General features: G+C 43.9%; 10 protein-coding genes. 6 read left to right on the top strand and 4 right to left on the bottom strand.

Annotated elements, in window-relative coordinates:
* Positions 1-107 precede the first annotated feature (107 nt).
* Positions 108-2,045, top strand: a complete 1,938-nt coding sequence (locus ACL6C3_RS25325) for a pentapeptide repeat-containing protein (RefSeq protein WP_413162279.1) — start codon at positions 108-110, stop codon at positions 2,043-2,045.
* Between the two features lie 573 nt (positions 2,046-2,618).
* Positions 2,619-4,526 (top strand): pentapeptide repeat-containing protein, encoded by a 1,908-nt coding sequence (locus ACL6C3_RS25320; protein WP_413162278.1) that lies wholly within the window; start codon positions 2,619-2,621, stop codon positions 4,524-4,526.
* 317 nt (positions 4,527-4,843) lie between these two features.
* Here ACL6C3_RS25320 and gnd read toward each other — a convergent pair whose 3' ends face one another.
* On the bottom strand, positions 4,844-6,289 hold the full coding sequence (gnd, locus tag ACL6C3_RS25315; RefSeq protein WP_413162277.1) for a decarboxylating NADP(+)-dependent phosphogluconate dehydrogenase: 1,446 nt from the start codon (positions 6,287-6,289) through the stop codon (positions 4,844-4,846).
* Between the two features lie 193 nt (positions 6,290-6,482).
* Between gnd and ACL6C3_RS25310 the strand changes: the two genes are divergently transcribed.
* A complete protein-coding gene (locus ACL6C3_RS25310) occupies positions 6,483-6,902 on the top strand; it encodes a hypothetical protein (RefSeq protein WP_413162275.1) in 420 nt (139 codons plus the stop codon).
* Between the two features lie 245 nt (positions 6,903-7,147).
* Here ACL6C3_RS25310 and ACL6C3_RS25305 read toward each other — a convergent pair whose 3' ends face one another.
* Positions 7,148-8,029 (bottom strand): EAL domain-containing protein, encoded by an 882-nt coding sequence (locus ACL6C3_RS25305; protein WP_413162273.1) that lies wholly within the window; start codon positions 8,027-8,029, stop codon positions 7,148-7,150.
* A gap of 655 nt (positions 8,030-8,684) precedes the next feature.
* Here ACL6C3_RS25305 and ACL6C3_RS25300 point away from each other — a divergent pair.
* The 3 genes from ACL6C3_RS25300 to feoB all read left to right on the top strand — a co-directional run bounded on the left by ACL6C3_RS25300 (position 8,685) and on the right by feoB (position 12,896).
* The gene (locus ACL6C3_RS25300) at positions 8,685-10,400 is read left to right on the top strand and encodes an NAD-binding protein (RefSeq protein ID WP_413162271.1); all 1,716 of its coding nucleotides are present in this window, start codon (positions 8,685-8,687) and stop codon (positions 10,398-10,400) included.
* A gap of 291 nt (positions 10,401-10,691) precedes the next feature.
* A complete protein-coding gene (locus ACL6C3_RS25295; RefSeq protein WP_413162269.1) occupies positions 10,692-10,970 on the top strand; it encodes a FeoA family protein in 279 nt (92 codons plus the stop codon).
* Between the two features lie 87 nt (positions 10,971-11,057).
* Entirely contained in the window at positions 11,058-12,896 is a 1,839-nt protein-coding gene (feoB, locus tag ACL6C3_RS25290; RefSeq protein ID WP_413162268.1) for a ferrous iron transport protein B, read from the top strand.
* Positions 12,897-12,906: 10 nt separating this feature from the next.
* Here the strand turns inward: feoB and ACL6C3_RS25285 are convergent, their stop codons facing one another.
* Together ACL6C3_RS25285 and ACL6C3_RS25280 are read right to left on the bottom strand one after the other, a co-directional pair.
* Positions 12,907-15,618 carry an ABC transporter substrate-binding protein gene (locus tag ACL6C3_RS25285; protein WP_413162267.1) on the bottom strand — a complete coding sequence of 904 codons (2,712 nt, stop codon included), beginning with the start codon at positions 15,616-15,618 and terminating at the stop codon, positions 12,907-12,909.
* Between the two features lie 323 nt (positions 15,619-15,941).
* Positions 15,942-17,189, bottom strand: a complete 1,248-nt coding sequence (locus tag ACL6C3_RS25280) for a DUF1822 family protein (RefSeq protein ID WP_413162266.1) — start codon at positions 17,187-17,189, stop codon at positions 15,942-15,944.
* Positions 17,190-17,209 lie beyond the last annotated feature (20 nt).

The raw sequence follows: 17,209 nt of genomic DNA, 5'->3' as shown, positions 1-17,209 counted from the left end.
CGTGACTGCAAATGTATCTCATCCTGGCTTTTTTGACTGAATTTCCAGATAAAAATGCTAGTTATTTTTTGTAATTGGGTTGTTACTTGCTATAAGGAGTATTGAACATGGCAGTTGTCAATTTTAGTGAACAGGATCTCGTTGGAAATAATTTTAACGGTCAGAATCTAAATGGCTCTAACTTCTTTAAAGCCACTTTAACCAATGTTTCCTTTGTCAACACTTTACTCAGAGGAACCAACTTTGAAGAAACAAGCTGGTTGAATGTTAACGCTAGCGGAGCCAACTTCAGACCCAGCACAGCCTTTCCGACAACAAGCTTTTTCAAAGCCAATCTAACCGACGTTAACCTCAGCGGTGCCAACCTGCGACAGGTAAATTTATCGGAAATTAGCACCAATGGCATTAACCTCTCCAATGCCCAATTACAGGATGCTAATTTATTCAAAGCTATACTCGCCGGAGAACAGTCCGACCGACCGAATCTTAGAGGAGCTAACTTCACCGGAGCCGACCTGACCGAAGCTAATCTAAAAGCTGCCGATTTAACCAATACAATCTTTACCAATGCTAACCTGCAACTGGCTTCTTTAGAAGGAACTCTCATGGTCGGCACCAACTTCACCGGCGCCGATTTCACGGGAACAAACTTCACCGATGTGACCATTAGTAGTCCTATTTTCAATGGGGCGAATTTAGCAGGCGTCAATATGACAGATGTCGATCCGGCGACCGCTGGAATTAACACCAATGCCAGCTTCATCGGGGCAAATTTAACCGACTTCAGCGCAGAGGATCTCAATTTAGGGGGAGCGATCTTCACAAATGCTCAACTCAGTGGTGCGTCCTTTGCCGATTCTTTCCTCGGAGATGCCAATTTTGCGGGTGTATCAGCCGAGGGTATTTTCCTAGAAGGTGCAGATCTGACCAACGCCGACTTTACCGGAGCCGATCTGAGCAACGCCAACTTCAACGGAGCCAACCTCACCGGGGCCGACTTCACGGGCGCCCAACTCGATGGTGCCAACCTCAGCGGGGCAATTCTGACCGGTGCCGAACTCGATGGAGCCATCTTAGATAACGCTTTCATCGAGAAAACAGACCTGTCTGGGGTCAACTTAACCGGAGCCAGTTTGGTCACTGCCAACCTCAAAGAAGTGATTGCGATCGGCAGCAATTTCCGGGATGCTAACCTCAGCGGCGCCAACCTCGAAGTTGCCAACCTCACCAATGCCAACTTTAGCGATGGACCCGATGCCGATACTCTCGGAGCGAATTTAAGCAACGCCAACCTCACCAAAGCCGACTTCACCGGGGCGAATGTAACTGGGGCAAATTTGACCGGTGCAATTTTAGTTGACACGATTGGTCTTAGCGGAGGTTCGGGCGGCGGTGGGACGGTTCCCACATCCGGCAACGATACCCTCACCGGCACTACCGCTAACGATACTATCAACGGCGGCCTCGGAGATGACGTGATCGACGGTGCCGAAGGGACTGACAGCCTGATCGGTGCGGGTGGTAACGATACCCTCTATGGTGATTTGGGAATCGCCGACACGTTATCTGGAAACGACGTTCTCCAGGGAGGTGCGGGGAATGACTACCTCGACGGCGGCTTCGGTGCCGATCGCGTTCTCGGTGGTGCGGGCTTTGATATTCTCTTTGGGGGTTCAACCGGAGAAAGCGAAACCGCAGCCGATACCCTAACAGGCGGTGCTGATAGTGACCTATTCGTGTTGGAAGCTACCGGGTTTTTACTGGAGCCTGTCGAACCGTCGTTCCCGCCCGAACCCGTTCCTCCCGAACCCTCTGGCGACATCATCACCGATTTCCAAGATGGTATCGACTTCCTCGAATATGAGTTTGTCAGTGGCTTTGATGAATTAATTATCACAGGTAATGGTACCCGTCGGGTAACGATCAGCGTCCTCAATGAAGGTGTTCCTGCTGAAGGAATTCCCGATTACACCGAAACCATTGCTGTGATCAACGGTGCAGGAACTTCTCTGGTGACGATCACAGAGGATGATTTCTTAGTTTAAAATCCGAAGTTCGCCTGTGTATTGACTGCTAGTACGCAGGCTGATTCATCTTTCTAACGGGAGGTTGTACGATCGCGATCAGGCTTTCCTATCATTCCCCACAGGTGCGATCGCGATCGTCGTGTTTGATCGCAGAACTGATCCGAGTTGGGTCTGAGTGATAGCTAAAGCCTGACACCCGACCTCTTGCTTTACATAAACCCCCCTTCTGTAAAGTTGGATCAACCGATTGGAGTGAAAGTTTCAAGCTTTTGTAAAGCTTCAGTAAAAATAAGGTTGAAGCCTAGCACATCAATTTAAGTCAGTGATATCATCATGTTGCATCCGATTGAATAACCCCCCTTTGATAGATGTACAACTCTATATTTTCAGATTTGAGTTGTCACATAAAGATTTAAGAATTTAGTCAATTACAGAGTTCATCCGTCTGACGTTTTGGAGATGAGACAGGTGAATTCAATGGGAGAAAACGTGAGTGTAAATGTATCTCATGCAGACTTTGTTGACTGAAATTAGTGGGGAAGATTGCCAGTTAATTTTTTATTTGGATTGTTACTTTAAGGATTTTTTATCATGGTCGTTAGAAATTTTAGTGAGCAAGTTCTTAACGGAAATAATTTTAATGGTCAGGATCTCAATGGTTCTAACTTTTTTAAAACAAGCCTAACTAATGTTTCCTTTGTCAATACCTTACTTAGAGGAACGAACTTTGAAGAATCAAGTTGGCTGAATGTTAATGCGAGCGGAGCCAACTTTAGACCCAGCGCAACGTTCCCGACAACAAGCCTTTTCAAAGCAAATTTACAGAACGCCAACCTCAGTGGTGCTAACCTGCGACAGGTAAATTTATCAGAAATTAGCAGCAATGGGATTAACCTCTCCAATGCTGACCTACGGAATGCTAACCTGTTCAAAGCCGGTCTCGGTGATGCGAACTTAACCGGTGCCAATTTTCAAGGTAGCAATGTCCAAGAGGCGAACTTTGAAGGAGCTATCCTAGTCAACACCAATTTTACAGGTGTTGACTTTTCAGATATGAGCTTAACAGATATCACCCTGAGTAGCTCAATCTTTGATTTGGCAAACCTCAGCAATGTGCAGTTAACCGATGTTCTGCTTCCGGGGGGAGCAACTGCAAACAATTCCAGCTTTCGAGGTGCGAATTTAACCAACCTCAGCGCAGAAGATGTGGATCTCAGTGGCGCGAACTTTAGTTCCTATGTCAACCCCAATACAGGAGCCGTTACACCGACTGTATTGACAGAAATTAGTTTAGCCGATTCTATTCTTCGCAACGCTAATTTTACAGGTGTGGTTGCAGAAGGGATTTTTCTAGAAAAGACAGATCTGACCAACGCCATCTTCACCGGAGCAGATCTCAGCGGTGCTAACTTCAAAGGTGCCAACCTCACCGGGGTTGACTTCAGAGGCGCCCAACTCGATGGAGCCAACCTCAGTGAAGCAACTTTAACCGGAGCCAAATTTGATGGAGCCATCTTAGATAACGCCTTCGTCGAGAAAACAGACCTGTCTGGCGCCAACTTGAGCGGGGTCAGCCTAATTGGTGCCAACCTCAAAGAAGTAGTTGGGATCGGAACGAATTTCCAAGATGCTAACCTAACTGGAGCCAACCTGGAAGTTGCCAACCTGACCAATGCTAACTTTAGCGATGGTGCTGATGCAAATACCACCGGAGCCAATTTAAGCAACGCCAACCTCACCAAAGCTAACTTTACCGGAGCGAATTTAACTGGGGCGAATTTAACTGGGGCTATTCTCGTTGACACGATTATTAACACAACCCCATCACCAGGTGGTTCACAGGGGGGAACATCTGGCCCGGACTCGCTTGTGGGTAGTGCTGGAAATGATACCATCCGGGGCTTAGGCGGTAATGACACTCTCGATGGTGCAGGCGGTGCTGACAGCCTGGTTGGGAATGCGGGTAACGATACCCTCTATGGAGATTTTGGACTCGCTGATACCTTGTCTGGTAACGATACCCTCAACGGTGGTGGCGGAAATGACTTTCTCGATGGGGGTTTCGGTGCCGATCGCATTTTGGGTGGTGCGGGTTTTGACATTCTGTTTGGTGGCGAAACCGGAGAATTTGAAACGAGGGCTGATACCCTAACAGGCGGCGCTGACTCTGACCTATTCGTATTAGGAGAAAGCACAGGCTTTGTAGTCGAGCCACCCGAACCGAGCTTCCCCCCAGAACCCGTTCCTCCCGAACCCTCTGGCGACATCATCACCGATTTCCAAGATGGTATTGACCTGATCGAGTATGAGTTTGCTGCTGAGGTGATCAATCTCAATGAATTGATTATCACTGGTAACGGTACCCGTCGGGTAACGATCAGCGTCCTCAATGAAGGTGATCCCTCCGAAGGAATACCCGATTACACCGAAACCATCGCTGTGATCAACGGTGCAGGAACTTCTCTGGTGACGATCACAGAGAGTGATTTCTTCATCTAAAATCCCATTGAGCCTGTTTACTTACTCCGACTAGACAGACTCAGAAAATTATCAAAAAATTAATCGGGACGCGATCGCCATCGTGTCCCCACAATTATATTTTACCGGAATTAGCGAGAATGTACGCGATCGCCAATTCTGTTGTTTTGAACTCAACAAAACCTGAGAAACCGGGTATCTCCAGCAAACATCTAGGCGAAGAAGAAAAGTATCCAGAAACCGGGTTTCTCCAGCAAACATCTAGGCGAAGTCGCCCAAAGTAAGCAGAAACCCGGTTTCTAACTTTTAGACTAAGAAACCCGGTTTCAAAGACTAAACTACACGCCAACGGTAGACTTTTCGGCTTCTGTCCATTCGGTATGGAAGAACTCGCCGCGAGCCTTGTCCGTCCGCTCGTAGGTATGAGCGCCGAAGTAATCCCGTTGAGCTTGAGTCAGGTTTTGCGGTAAAGTCCCCCGACGGTAGCTATCGAAGTAGTCTAACGAAGCGCTAAACGCCGGCACCGGAACCCCAAACTTGTTGGCGGTAATTAACACTTCGCGCCAAGCATCCTGACGGTCGAGAATAGTTTGTTTAAACTCGGGAGCCAGTAACAGGTTCGGGAGTTGGGGGTTTTCGTCGTAGGCTTTTTTGATCTTATTCAAGAATCCTGCACGAATAATACAGCCACCCTTCCAAATGCGAGCCATTTCGCCGAGATTGAGGTTGTAATTATATTCTTGAGACGCCTTACCCAACAGAGCCATTCCTTGAGCGTAGGAACAAATCTTAGAACAGTAGAGCGCATCGCGAACCATATTGACGAAGGCTTTAACATCGCCGTCAAACTTAGCCGTCGGACCCGGCAATTGGGGAGCGGCGGCGACCCGTTCATCCTTGTAGGAGGACATAATCCGAGCGTTAACAGCCGCTGTCATCGTGGGAATACAAACCCCCAATTCCAAGGCACTCATCACCGTCCAACGTCCGGTTCCTTTTTGGCCGGCAGAATCCATAATCAAGTCTACCAGGTGCTTGCCGGTACCTTGATCGTCAATCTTTTTAAAGATATCTGCGGTAATTTCAATCAGGAAGGAGTTGAGTTCGTCGGTGGTGTTCCACTCGGCGAAGACTTCGTGAAGTTCTTCGTTGGAGAGTCCGGCGGTATTTTTGAGCAAATCGTAGGCTTCTGCAATAAGCTGCATATCGCCGTACTCAATCCCGTTGTGAACCATCTTGACGTAATGACCCGCACCTCCGGGGCCGATAAAGGTCACACAGGGGCCGTCATCGACTTGAGCGGCAACTTTCGTTAAAATGGGTTCAAGTTCGCGATAGGAGGCTTCTGTTCCTCCTGGCATCATGCTCGGCCCCCAGAGAGCGCCTTCTTCACCGCCGCTGACGCCCATTCCGACAAATCCCAAGCCGGTTGATTCTAACTCGCGGGTACGGCGCTCGGTATCCTCGTAGAGGGAGTTTCCGCCATCGATGATCATGTCATCTTTGTCGAGTAGGGGTTTGAGTTGCTCAATTACGGCGTCAACAGGTTTACCGGCTTTCACCATTACCAGAATTCTGCGGGGACGCTCAAGAGACTGAACAAATTCTTCTAAGCTGTAAGCCGCGAATACGTTTTTACCAACGGCTCGCGTGTTCATAAACTCGTCAGTTTTGGAGCTAGTGCGATTGTAAACAGAGATGGGAAAACCATTCCGCTCAACATTGAGTGCTAGGTTTTCACCCATCACTGCCAGACCGATTACACCAAATTTCTGCTGTGACATATATATCTGCTCGCTCTAAACGTTAGTCGTGGGTGAACGCACGTATTTAATTTTCACTGTATCGTTGATTCTTTATTTAGTATAATTTAGATCAGGTTTTTTTTAACATTCAGTGTGTATTTGAATACCAAATGACTTGTATCGGCTCAATCGAGTAGAATTGAGTCGGTGAAAAATCTGGAGTCAAAGAAAAATGGAAGAATTAAAACATCTGGCAACTTGGGTCAAGGAACAACACGCCCCCGAGTACATCTTGACTTGGTTATTGAATCAGCCGGGAATTTGGTGGTCGAATGGAGAAGTCTACCAAGCGGCGCTCGAAAAATCGGGAAAACGCCTCAAAGAATATGTCAAGAGTAGTAAGCAAACCGGCTTATTCCAAGGGATGGCCGATAAAATTGTCAACGATGAAAGTTGGGATCAGATTGCCATCAGTTTAGCCAGAATTATTGCTTCCTATCAAGAAGAACTCGTTAAACTTCAAGATCAAAATCGTTTTCGGATCGCCGGAAAATCCTTGGAGAATAACCGCAACAGCAACTCCGATGATGCTTGGTCGAGTCTCGGACTCCAACAACCCCTTCCCGATCCCGATTCTCTCACCGGACAGTAAACCCCAACTCCCCAGAAGATTATTTTTATTGAAAAATTCACGTCCGGTGTTTTGAGTTGATCTTCTGACTCGGAATTTTTTTTGATCTCTATTATACAAGTTTGATGAAAATCAATTTGTGGCGATTGAGACGGATTTTCAAGGATTTTACTGCTTCTTGAATCCTCTGGTGATTTGATCTGGGTAAATCAAATAACACCGGATAACATTTTCGCTCACATTTTCCTAAATCTGTATCAAACGAGTCAGAATTTTAACCCGGATGAGGAGCGATCGCCGAGGGTGAATTCTAGGTAATTATACGGCAACTCCTCAAGAAAGGGATTAACCCAGGTTTGCAGTTGCGGCGTCTCATCGGGAAGTTGCAACAAATTTCCTTGAACCGCATCAAGATTCATCTGTTCAACACATTCTAAGGTTTGTTCGTCTTCAACATATTTGACAACAACTTGACCCATTATAGACTTAATTTCTCGCAATTGTTTGACGAGGGCGACATTTTCCGGGTTGGCTTTAATACTTTTGAGAAATTGACGATCCAGTTTAACTAAATTCACCGGGAGTTGTTGACATTGAGAAAGAGTAAGTTCCTTTCCCGTAAAGTTATCGATAACAACCAAACACCCCAAATTTCTCAGATTTTGAATAAAATTGAGGGCGGTAATAAACTGTTCAGCAATGGTTAATTCTGTTAGTTCAAAGCACAGACGTTTGGGATCGATCTGGGTTTCACTCAGCCAAGAATCGAGATCTTCAATCAGAGTATAATCTTCAAAAACCAACGGGGATAAATTAATCGAAAGATACAGTTGCGGTTGAGAAACTAATCGATCAATTCCCTTGCTAATGACATAACGATCTAAATGATAAAGTAAACCCATTTCGGCTAAAACGGGTATAAATTCATCGGGTAAATACACCTTTCCCGGACGATCTCGCCACCGTAACAAGACTTCGTTATGTAAGACGTTATAACTCCTGACTTGATAAGTCGGTTGATACCAAAATTCAAATTCTCCGACATCGAGGGGTTGTTGAGTTTGACGGGGGTTTTGGGGTTGGCTGCTGTTGATGTTCGATTTTTGAGACTGAGGAATAGATACGGATGAATGCAACTTAGAGTTCATTGCTTTTTAAGAGATTTCATAGACCCACAATTTATACAGCGGACATTCGCAAAATTATGAATGTAGAATTCAGAATTCTCAAAGGGAATAATTTGGCGGAACGATTCGCGTTATAAATTATGGATAATCGTGGATGATCGCCGGATAATTTATGAGTTATCATTCGGTCGATATAGATGGGTGAAATCCATACAAGTTTGACTCATTCCTATCGAGTTCGATCTTTATTTGTATCAAAAATAATCCCTATTAATCAACTCCTTTATGTAAAGATTACCCGAACCGAATGTAAAGATTTAGTAAAAACACCTAACTTTTATCCAATTCAGACTGCTTTTTGTCAGGCTAATTTTATCTTTCTTTGTCCAAACCAAAATCAATCATATTTTCCAACTGGATTCGCCTGAAATGAGAGTCGAACGTCTAATTTTTATTCGGTTGTATTGGCTACAATTTTCTGGAGTTTTTCTCGATGAATTGATCGGGCTATATAAGCTTTGAGGGCTGTATTTCTAAGTTGATTTTTAATTTCACCCCGCCCAAATTTGATTCTGGTGTGATTCGATACAGTTTTTTTTCTTTATTTCATAAAAAATGATAAACTGTATAATCTGTGTAAACAATTTTTTCAGGGTTAGAGGCGAGTTGACCAAATATGAAACCTCGCATAATTGTCTGTTGCTTGGGTGAAACGGGATACAAAATTTTCCGCCTGTTACGACAGCAGGGTGCTTTCGTCGTGGGAGTCAACGAAACCCCGATCAAAGGCGAAGGTTCCGATATTATTGTCGGTCATTTGCGATCGGCTTCTACTTTACTGGCCGCAGGAATTCAAGGAGCCCACACGCTGGTTTTAGCCGGAAGCGACGACTCGACAAACCTGGCAATTTTGATGCAGGCGCAAATTCTCAACCCCAATATTCGCATCATTAACCGCCTATTCAATACCAACTTAGGCGATCGCCTCGATCAAACCCTACCCAATCATACCAGCATGAGCGTTTCGGCGCTTGCCGCCCCTGTATTTACCTTTGCGGCGTTAGGAAATCGGGCAATTGGTCAACTTGAATTGTACAATAGTTATTGGCCGATTCAAGAAGAATGGATACACGATCAACACCCCTGGAAAGGTCAAACTCTCACCGAACTTTGGGCGGATCGGTCTCGGATGTTGATTTATTATCTCCCCATTAATACTAAACTGGATTTAGTTTCAGCGGTCATCGAAGGAAAACAACTGCAAACCGGCGATCGCTTAATTATCGCCAGTAAACCGGATGTTCACAAACCCAAATTTTCCCTCTTTCAAACCCTCAATAAATTTAAACATAGCTTAGAAAAATTCCAGCAACACAGTCAATCGGCTATTTTAGTCATTCTTTGTCTGCTGATTACTATTTTTATTGCGACTGTTACCTACGTTAGCATCAATCTAAATAACTCGATTGTCGATTCCCTTTATTTTTCAGTGGGAATGATTACGGGAGCGGGAGGCAATGAAAAAGTCGCCGAAAATGCCCCCGAAAGCATTAAAATCTTTACAGCAATTATGATGTTAGTCGGGGCGGGTGTTGTCGGGATTTGCTATGCGTTACTGAACGATTTTGTACTGGGAACTCGCCTGAGCGAATACCTCAACGCCACCCGAATTCCCGAAGGCAATCATTATATTATCTGCGGTTTGGGCGGAATTGGTTTGCAAATTGCCCAACAATTACGAGCAAACGGTTATGAAGTCGTTGTCATTGAACGGGACACCAACTGTAGATTTGCAGGAATTATTGATGCTTTAAAAATTCCAATTATCAAAGGAGATGCCAGCCTTTCAACCACTTTAGAAAGCGCCAATATCAAACAAGCAGAAGCCCTATTAGCCGTTACAAGTGATGATATGGCTAACTTAGAAATTGCCTTGAGTGCAAAAGGATTAGCCCCAAAAATTCGGGTGGTTGTTCGCAGTCAAGACCCGCAATTTGCCCTAATGGAACAACAAGTTTTTAACTTTGAAACCGTTCTAAATCCCATAGAAATAGCCGCCCCCGCGTTTGCCGCCGCAGCCATTGGCGGGCGAATTCTCGGAAATGGAATTACAGCCGATAGCCTGTGGGTGGCGTTATCGGTGTTAATTACCCCCAATCATCCTTTTTGTCAAAAACGGGTGCAGGATATCGCCAGAAGCGTTGATTTTGTGCCGCTTTATATTGAAACAAACAATCAAACTATTCACAGTTGGGAATTGCTCAGTTTTGTTCTCAATCCCGGCGATATTCTTTATTTAACCATACCCGCCCATCGCCTCGAACAGTTGTGGCACCCGCTGACCAGTCTTTTCAGTCACCAGTCACCCTCCGGGTTCGCAGTCGCTCCTTGATGGAAACCACCAAGACCGCGCTGCTCATCAGTCACCACTCACCAACCCCAAAAACCCGGTAACTAACCGCGAAACCGGGTTTTTAATCCCCATTTAGGGCGTAGGGGTGGGTTTGGGGTGAATTTATCAGTCTCAGAAACAACATTGCTAAACCCGCCCCGCACCCCAAAAAGCAAGTGTATTGCTCAGTATTGATTAAGGTCTATCTGTATTATTTAAAATAGATAATTGTTAAGAATCTGTTGAGTGTTGATAGCAAATGATTTCAATTGAGAGTTTAATGCAATAATAATGTCAGGTTTACAGATTAAGTCAAGTTTAAGAGGAGAAATTATGGGTTTATCCGAACTGAAAGCCGGACAGGTTGGGTTTGTCGAGAGTATTCAACCCCATCATTCTAACGACGGTTTGGTGCATCGATTAGAAGCGATGGGAATTCATCCCGATAGACCGATACAAGTCTTAAGAGTCGCGTGGTTTGGCGGACCCTTACACGTCCGTATCGGTACAACAACAGAAGTCGCCATTCGCCGACACGAAGCCCAACAGATTCGCGTGAAAGTCTGTTAAAACTTCGTTACAGTATTAATTAAAAGTTCATAAAGTCTTCGGCGAGTCTGAGACTTTGTGATTGACCAGATTCGAGGGGAAAATCCGATGACTTGTCATTCTCCAACCGTCACTCAACCGAGAGACGAAACAGCCGTTAAACGGGTTGCATTAATTGGGATGCCCAACACGGGAAAATCCACCTTTTTTAGCCGCATTACCGGGGTTGCTGCTTACGTGGGAAACTGGCCGGGTGTAACAGTTGATTTGCTGCAAGCGAACGTTAAAATTAATGGCGAAACCGTTGAATTTGTGGATTTACCGGGAATTTACGACCTCAACGGTTATTCTGAAGATGAGAAAGTGGTGCGAACTTTCTTAGAAAAATATGCCATTGATTTAGTTATTGTTGTTTTAAATGCCGCTCAAATTGACCGCCAAATTCGCTTGGCGTTGCAAGTGAAAGCGTTGGGTTTGCCTGCGGTGGTGATGTTAAATATGTCGGACGAAGCCAAACATTACGGCGTTGAAATTGATTCAAAAGAACTATCCCGACATTTAGAAATGCCTGTTTTTCTGATTAGTGCAAAATACGGTAAAGGCTACATGAAAGCCTATGAAACCCTTTGCCATCAGTTAGAAAAAACCGAACTTCCAGTTATCGTTAATGATATTCGTCAAGTCTTAGCCCTACGAGGAAAAATATCGGTTGATGAAATCGAAATTATCCTCAAAGATGCAGTCGAAATGCCCTCGCAGTTGGCACAAACCTTAACCGCAAGACTCGATAGTGTTTTACTCCATCCCATCTTCGGTTTACCCCTATTTTTCCTGGGGATGTTTGCCGTTTTTTGGATGGTTTGGAATGTGGGGTTGCCGTCTCAAGACATCATGGATAACCTCACCGGATGGTTAGAAGAAACGGTAATTTCTCCGGTTTTAAGCGTGTTTCCGGGAGTCGTTCAAGACTTTTTTATTAACGGAATTTGGGCGGGTGTCGCAACGGTTGCTTCCTTCGTGCCGTTAATTGTTATCTTCTTTATGGTGATGGCAATTTTAGAAGATAGCGGCTACCTTTCCCGGGCGGCTTATTTGATGGATGCACTGATGGCGCGTCTGGGTTTGGACGGGCGGAGTTTTGTCTTACAAATGATGGGTTTTGGTTGCAATGTTCCGGCGTTGATGGGAACCCGGGTGATGCGTTCCCGGGCGTTGCGACTGTTAACGATGCTAATTATTCCCTTCGGGTTGTGTTCGGCAAGATTGCAGGTTTTTGTCTTTATTATTGCGGCAGTTTTTCCCAACGGAAACGGGGCGATAGTTCTATTTTCTTTGTACCTTCTTAGCTTCTTAGCCGCATTTTTAACGGCGTTTCTCTTTCAAGGTGCCTTTAAAAATGAAGACCCATTTGTGTTAGAATTACCCCCCTACCGTTTCCCGACATTGAAACAAGTTGCCCTCAGAGGTTGGGGAGAAGTTCGAGAATTTTTAGTTCGTGCTTCCGGCTTTATTACTGTGGGTTGTATTGCGGTTTGGGTGATTACCAGTTTACCTCCCGGCGCTACGGGTTTGGATACCATTGGCGGTCAAATTGGTCAGTTTCTCAGTCCGGTTATGCGACCGATTGGAATTGACCCTTATTTGACTTTGGCGTTAATTTTTGGTTTCATTGCCAAAGAGGTAGTTTTGGGTTCGTTGGCGGTGATTTACGGCTTACAATCGGCTAGCGTCGGCGCCCACATTGCCGAAACAATGACCTTTGCACAGGGCTACAGTTTTTGTATTTTCTGTTTGCTGTACACGCCCTGTTTAACAACGATTGCAACGATTCTTAACGAAGCCAAATCTTGGAAATTTACGGCGTTTTCACTGGTATTTTCTTTGGTTTTAGCCTGGGTTTGTAGCTTTATTTTCTATCAAAGTGCCTTGCTTTTGGGCTTTCAATAATTTCAATCAATCATTCACGATTTGAACAATCCAAACCCGCAGCTTCAGGTGTTGAAAACTCATCCGGGAGAAAAATAACCCCATACTCTTGATTCGCACAAGGAGCAACTTTAACAATATCAATGGGTTGCTCTTTGCGGTCGCCTGTTCCGGGTTTAAACTCAATTTCTCCGGTCACGCCGTCAACCCTGAAGCTTTTACCAGAAAGTACCTTTTGAATTCCTTTGCGGGTGGGATTTTGTCGAATTCCTTCAATCAAAACATGAGCCGCATCGTAGGCTAAAGCGGTACGAAGACTCACGAATTCGCCCCAAAGTTGCGAAGTAATTTGCGAAAAATCGGGCTGAGAACTGTTTAAATGATGCCAGTAAATGACTAAATATAGTTTTTCTAGATATTTTTGACCAATCGCTAAAGTTCTGGGCGTGTCAACCGAGGAGTTACCGAACATCAAATATTCACCTTTATTTTCTTTAATCACTTCTAGGGCTTGATTAACGGAATTTGTCACCTGACCATCCGGTATTAAAATAATCACAGATTCTTCAGCATTTCTCATTTGTTTGAGTGCATCTTTGGCGTTAAAGTTAGGACTAGCCAGGTTAAAATCAGCTATAACTTCTCCTCCTAGTTCTAACAATTTTTTTTCAAAGTGTTGTTTGTAATCGCTGGAAAATGGACTGGCAGGATTATAAAAAATCGTGACTTTTTTTTGCTTGGTTTTTTCGTTCAAGAGATCAACCATTCTATAAGCCTGCTCAGAATTAACTGCGGGAATTCGGAAGAAAAACTGTTCCGGGTTTTCGCTGAGTTCAGATGTGCTTGTTCCGGGGGTAACTAAAACCACTTGATTTTTGTTATAAATATCTAAGGTTGCCAGGGTCATCTCGCTGGAATAATGACCAATTACTCCTATAATTTCTGAGTTGTTAACCAGGTTATGTGCATTTTTGATGGCTTGAGGTTTGAAGTTAGAATCATCAGCAATGATCACTTTTAAACCCTTTCCATTTAAGTCTATACGCTGAAGAAAATCCGAACCGGGTAAGGTATACTCAGCAGATTCATTCCCGTTGAATAAACTCAAGTTAACTTCGGTTTGGGCTTGAGCAATTCCCCGCAGAATATCTTCGGCTAGTTCGACATCGATGACTTCTCTGGCTTGATTTTTTATCGTCGGAACAACAACAGCAATGGTATAGTAATCGGCTCCTGTCGCTTCCAACGTGGCGTTATTAAGATAGATTAAAGTTTCGGGATCGTGTTTTTCTTCTTCCCAACTTCTTTGCAGGTGTTGAATGGCTTCCTGATAACTTTTTTTGGTGACAAAACAATCATTCCACTGCTGTCTAATATAACCCTTCCAAATCGGTAGAAAATACTTTAAGGGTTTTTGGCAATCCGCAACAGGTTCTACACCCCTTTGTTTACGCCGTTGCTGAAACATTTTTATTACAATTTCCTCGCCCCCACTGATCGCATCTCCGAACACATTAGGTTTCTTAAAAAAGCGGCTAGAAGTTCCCCAGAAAACACCTATAAAAATACCCATTAATACTAACCCAAATATCATCGTTACTTTGGGTTGGATTGAGGGTTTTTCAGGTTCGGGTTCGGGTTCGGGTTGAGGCCAATACAGTTGGGGCGCCGTCGGATTTTGTAAGAGTATTGGTAGCCAGGATGCTCCCGGATAATAGGGTTCATTGTCTGCGGTTGGAACTTCTAATTGATGTAATTTTTTTCTGGCTTGATGAACCGCAGCATGAAGGGGTTTTCCTTGAATAAATTCTTTTAAAAAACACTTCAAAAAACTCCGGGCTACTGCATCGGGAACCGGTTCTCGCATCACGATTAAATGGGGAATATTAAACTCTGCTAAATAGTCCGCAATATCTAATCCATCACAGGAATTAAAGATGGCAAGCTTAACGTTGGGAGCCGCTATTCTCAGGGCTGCTCTTAAAATCGAGACGTTGAAATTTTCAGTATTAGTAACTTGAAGGGTTTGACCGGAACTGTGTCCGGCATAGAAAATTATATCCCAATTTTCCCGAGTAAGGGTATTAAATAGTTCTCGGGGATTCAGAGAATTTCCTTCTTCGGGAATGCAGGTAATTTCTCCTCCGTGTTCGTCTAATTTTTTAATCAGTTCTTTATCCTGCATCAGTTCCAAACCGCCTTCATCGCTGCCAAAAATAGCCAGAATTTTAATCGGTGTTTGCAGAGTTTCTGGAGGTCGATTGTATCGAGATAAAAGAACTAACTCCGCATTGGGTAAGAAATAATCTTTCTCAAATAAATCCCACCGATCCCAAGATAATCTCCGTAGATAATCATTAGCCGTATCCAAAACAATTCTTACAGATTCGTTGGGGGCTACACCTCTCAAACGTCCCACAATTCGCCCTCGAATATCCCCAAAAATAGGATTTTTAAACCAAGTTTCTAGAGTATATTCAAGGGTTTGAGTTGCCACTAAACACTCTTTAAATGTCGATTGGTTGGTAATTTGTGCGTCTGGAAATTGAATCGTTCTATCTCCCAAATCCCCGTGAATTTCTCGCCATTCTTTATAATTTTCCTCAATTTCGGGTTGGGCGGGAAGTGCAGGACAATCGCGATCTATGGCAATGATTCTACCGTCTTCCCAAAACTCTAGAACAACAGGAAAACCCGTATCAAAATCGCCCCCTGATATTTTGATAACAACTTGTTTTTTCATGGTGAGTCGGTGGATTGAGTTTTAATGTAGAAAGCTGCACATTACGGGGCTGTAGAAAGGTTGAATGAGTTTTAAACTTGAAGTCAGTCGGCTAAATACCTACACTACAGCTTCTCGAAGATTGTGTACCTTTAGAAATAATTTCTAACTTGTAGATATCATATCATATATAACATTGTATATGTTATTATTTTCAATAAAATTAGGTTGATGTTTTAATCTAAACCCGGCTAAAAAGTTTATGCAACAAAACCAATGTAAAAGCCAAAAAAGTTGATTAACTGATGTCGCTAATCAACCCCTAAACTATTCTATAATCGCTGTTAAACGATGAAATATTCTGTTACAGTCGCATCGTTGAGCATCACCTGAACGCTGAACTGATCGCCCGGATCTGCGGTGAATTTGAACTGAATATAATCATCCTGTTCTCTCGCCCGAACTTCAAATAAACTTTGACCCAATTCATCCAAACCAATCAGTTTTAAATTAGTCGGTAAGAAACCTTGGAGGGGATAAACCCTTAAAAGAATGGCAATTCGTTGATCTGGTTTGGGTAAAATAGCAACCATTAACGCAACAGGAACCCCTGAAAGTTGCATTCCCAAATCAATCGCTCGACGCACACCCACAGCCGGATGATTGGGGTTAATTTCCCATAAAAATTCTGCGGCTTGCCAACGGGTTTCTTCATTGTTAGTGGTTTGTAAAAGCTCTACTAAAACATCACTGAGTTCAGCCTGTGATAAATCTCCTGGGTTTTGATGTCCTAAAGCTCCACTCATTTGTAATGTTTTTAGACTTTTTTCTATTGTTTTTTGTGAGGATAAGTTCCGGGTTCTGAAATTTATTGGCGAACAAAACGGAACAAGAGGTGGTCGGTTTGCCAACAGTTGTTCGACGGGTTGCCAGTCGGCTGCATAAATATTTTCCAGCCATTGAGTTAACCGTTCAAAAGACTGTTGAGCTAACTCATTTTTAGGAAGTTGTATGGCTGTTGAATCTAAGTATTTTAGGTTTAAACCTAAATGACTCGCTTCGGGATTCAATTCTGATAAAGACAGTTCATAATTGCCCGTATCGGTTTGTTTTAAGTTACGCCCGTCGAGTTGATCGTAACGAAAAAATCCGATAAAAACAGCCTGTTGTTCTTCCAATACCACCCGCATTAATAGGTAAAAATGGGCGGCAAACTCTGGAGAATCAATCATTTTTTCAGGAATTTCAAGGGTTTGATTTCCTAGATTCTCGCGGGCGATCAAGCAGAGTTTAAATTGCTCGACGTTGAGAGGACTAACGGCTTCCAAATTTAAAACTTGAGTTCTCAGGAGAGAATAAGTTTGAGAACTCAAGGTTAACTGGCGATCGCTCAACCATTTTTCTAAAGCAAATAATGCCAATGTATTCAAATAAATTTGCCACTGTTCAGCTTCAGTATTTGAGTGACGACTGAGGAGAGTCGCTTTTTCAAAAAACTCCGGCTCTAAATCAATCGTTTCTAACTGCAATTCTCGGTAAGATATTCGAGGGTTTTGCACGGGATAAGACTCGGAATAGGGGCGCAAATTCATGTTGTAAATTCTCCAGGTTA

It is taken from the genome of Capilliphycus salinus ALCB114379 (genome assembly GCF_047276495.1).
Taxonomy (GTDB): domain Bacteria; phylum Cyanobacteriota; class Cyanobacteriia; order Cyanobacteriales; family Microcoleaceae; genus Capilliphycus; species Capilliphycus salinus.
The sequence above is the reverse complement of the archived record's forward strand: the minus strand, read 5'-3'. Positions and strand labels throughout refer to the sequence as shown.

Bases quoted from the DNA above. Each gene is read 5' to 3' on its own strand.
- ACL6C3_RS25295 (WP_413162269.1), top strand. From the start codon at position 10,692: ATGTCAGGTTTACAGATTAAGTCAAGTTTAAGAGGAGAAATTATGGGT.
- ACL6C3_RS25300 (WP_413162271.1), top strand. From the start codon at position 8,685: ATGAAACCTCGCATAATTGTCTGTTGCTTGGGTGAAACGGGATACAAA.
- gnd (WP_413162277.1), bottom strand. From the start codon at position 6,289: ATGTCACAGCAGAAATTTGGTGTAATCGGTCTGGCAGTGATGGGTGAA.
- ACL6C3_RS25280 (WP_413162266.1), bottom strand. From the start codon at position 17,189: ATGAATTTGCGCCCCTATTCCGAGTCTTATCCCGTGCAAAACCCTCGA.
- ACL6C3_RS25310 (WP_413162275.1), top strand. From the start codon at position 6,483: ATGGAAGAATTAAAACATCTGGCAACTTGGGTCAAGGAACAACACGCC.
- ACL6C3_RS25320 (WP_413162278.1), top strand. From the start codon at position 2,619: ATGGTCGTTAGAAATTTTAGTGAGCAAGTTCTTAACGGAAATAATTTT.
- ACL6C3_RS25305 (WP_413162273.1), bottom strand. From the start codon at position 8,029: ATGAACTCTAAGTTGCATTCATCCGTATCTATTCCTCAGTCTCAAAAA.
- ACL6C3_RS25325 (WP_413162279.1), top strand. From the start codon at position 108: ATGGCAGTTGTCAATTTTAGTGAACAGGATCTCGTTGGAAATAATTTT.
- feoB (WP_413162268.1), top strand. From the start codon at position 11,058: ATGACTTGTCATTCTCCAACCGTCACTCAACCGAGAGACGAAACAGCC.
- ACL6C3_RS25285 (WP_413162267.1), bottom strand. From the start codon at position 15,618: ATGAAAAAACAAGTTGTTATCAAAATATCAGGGGGCGATTTTGATACG.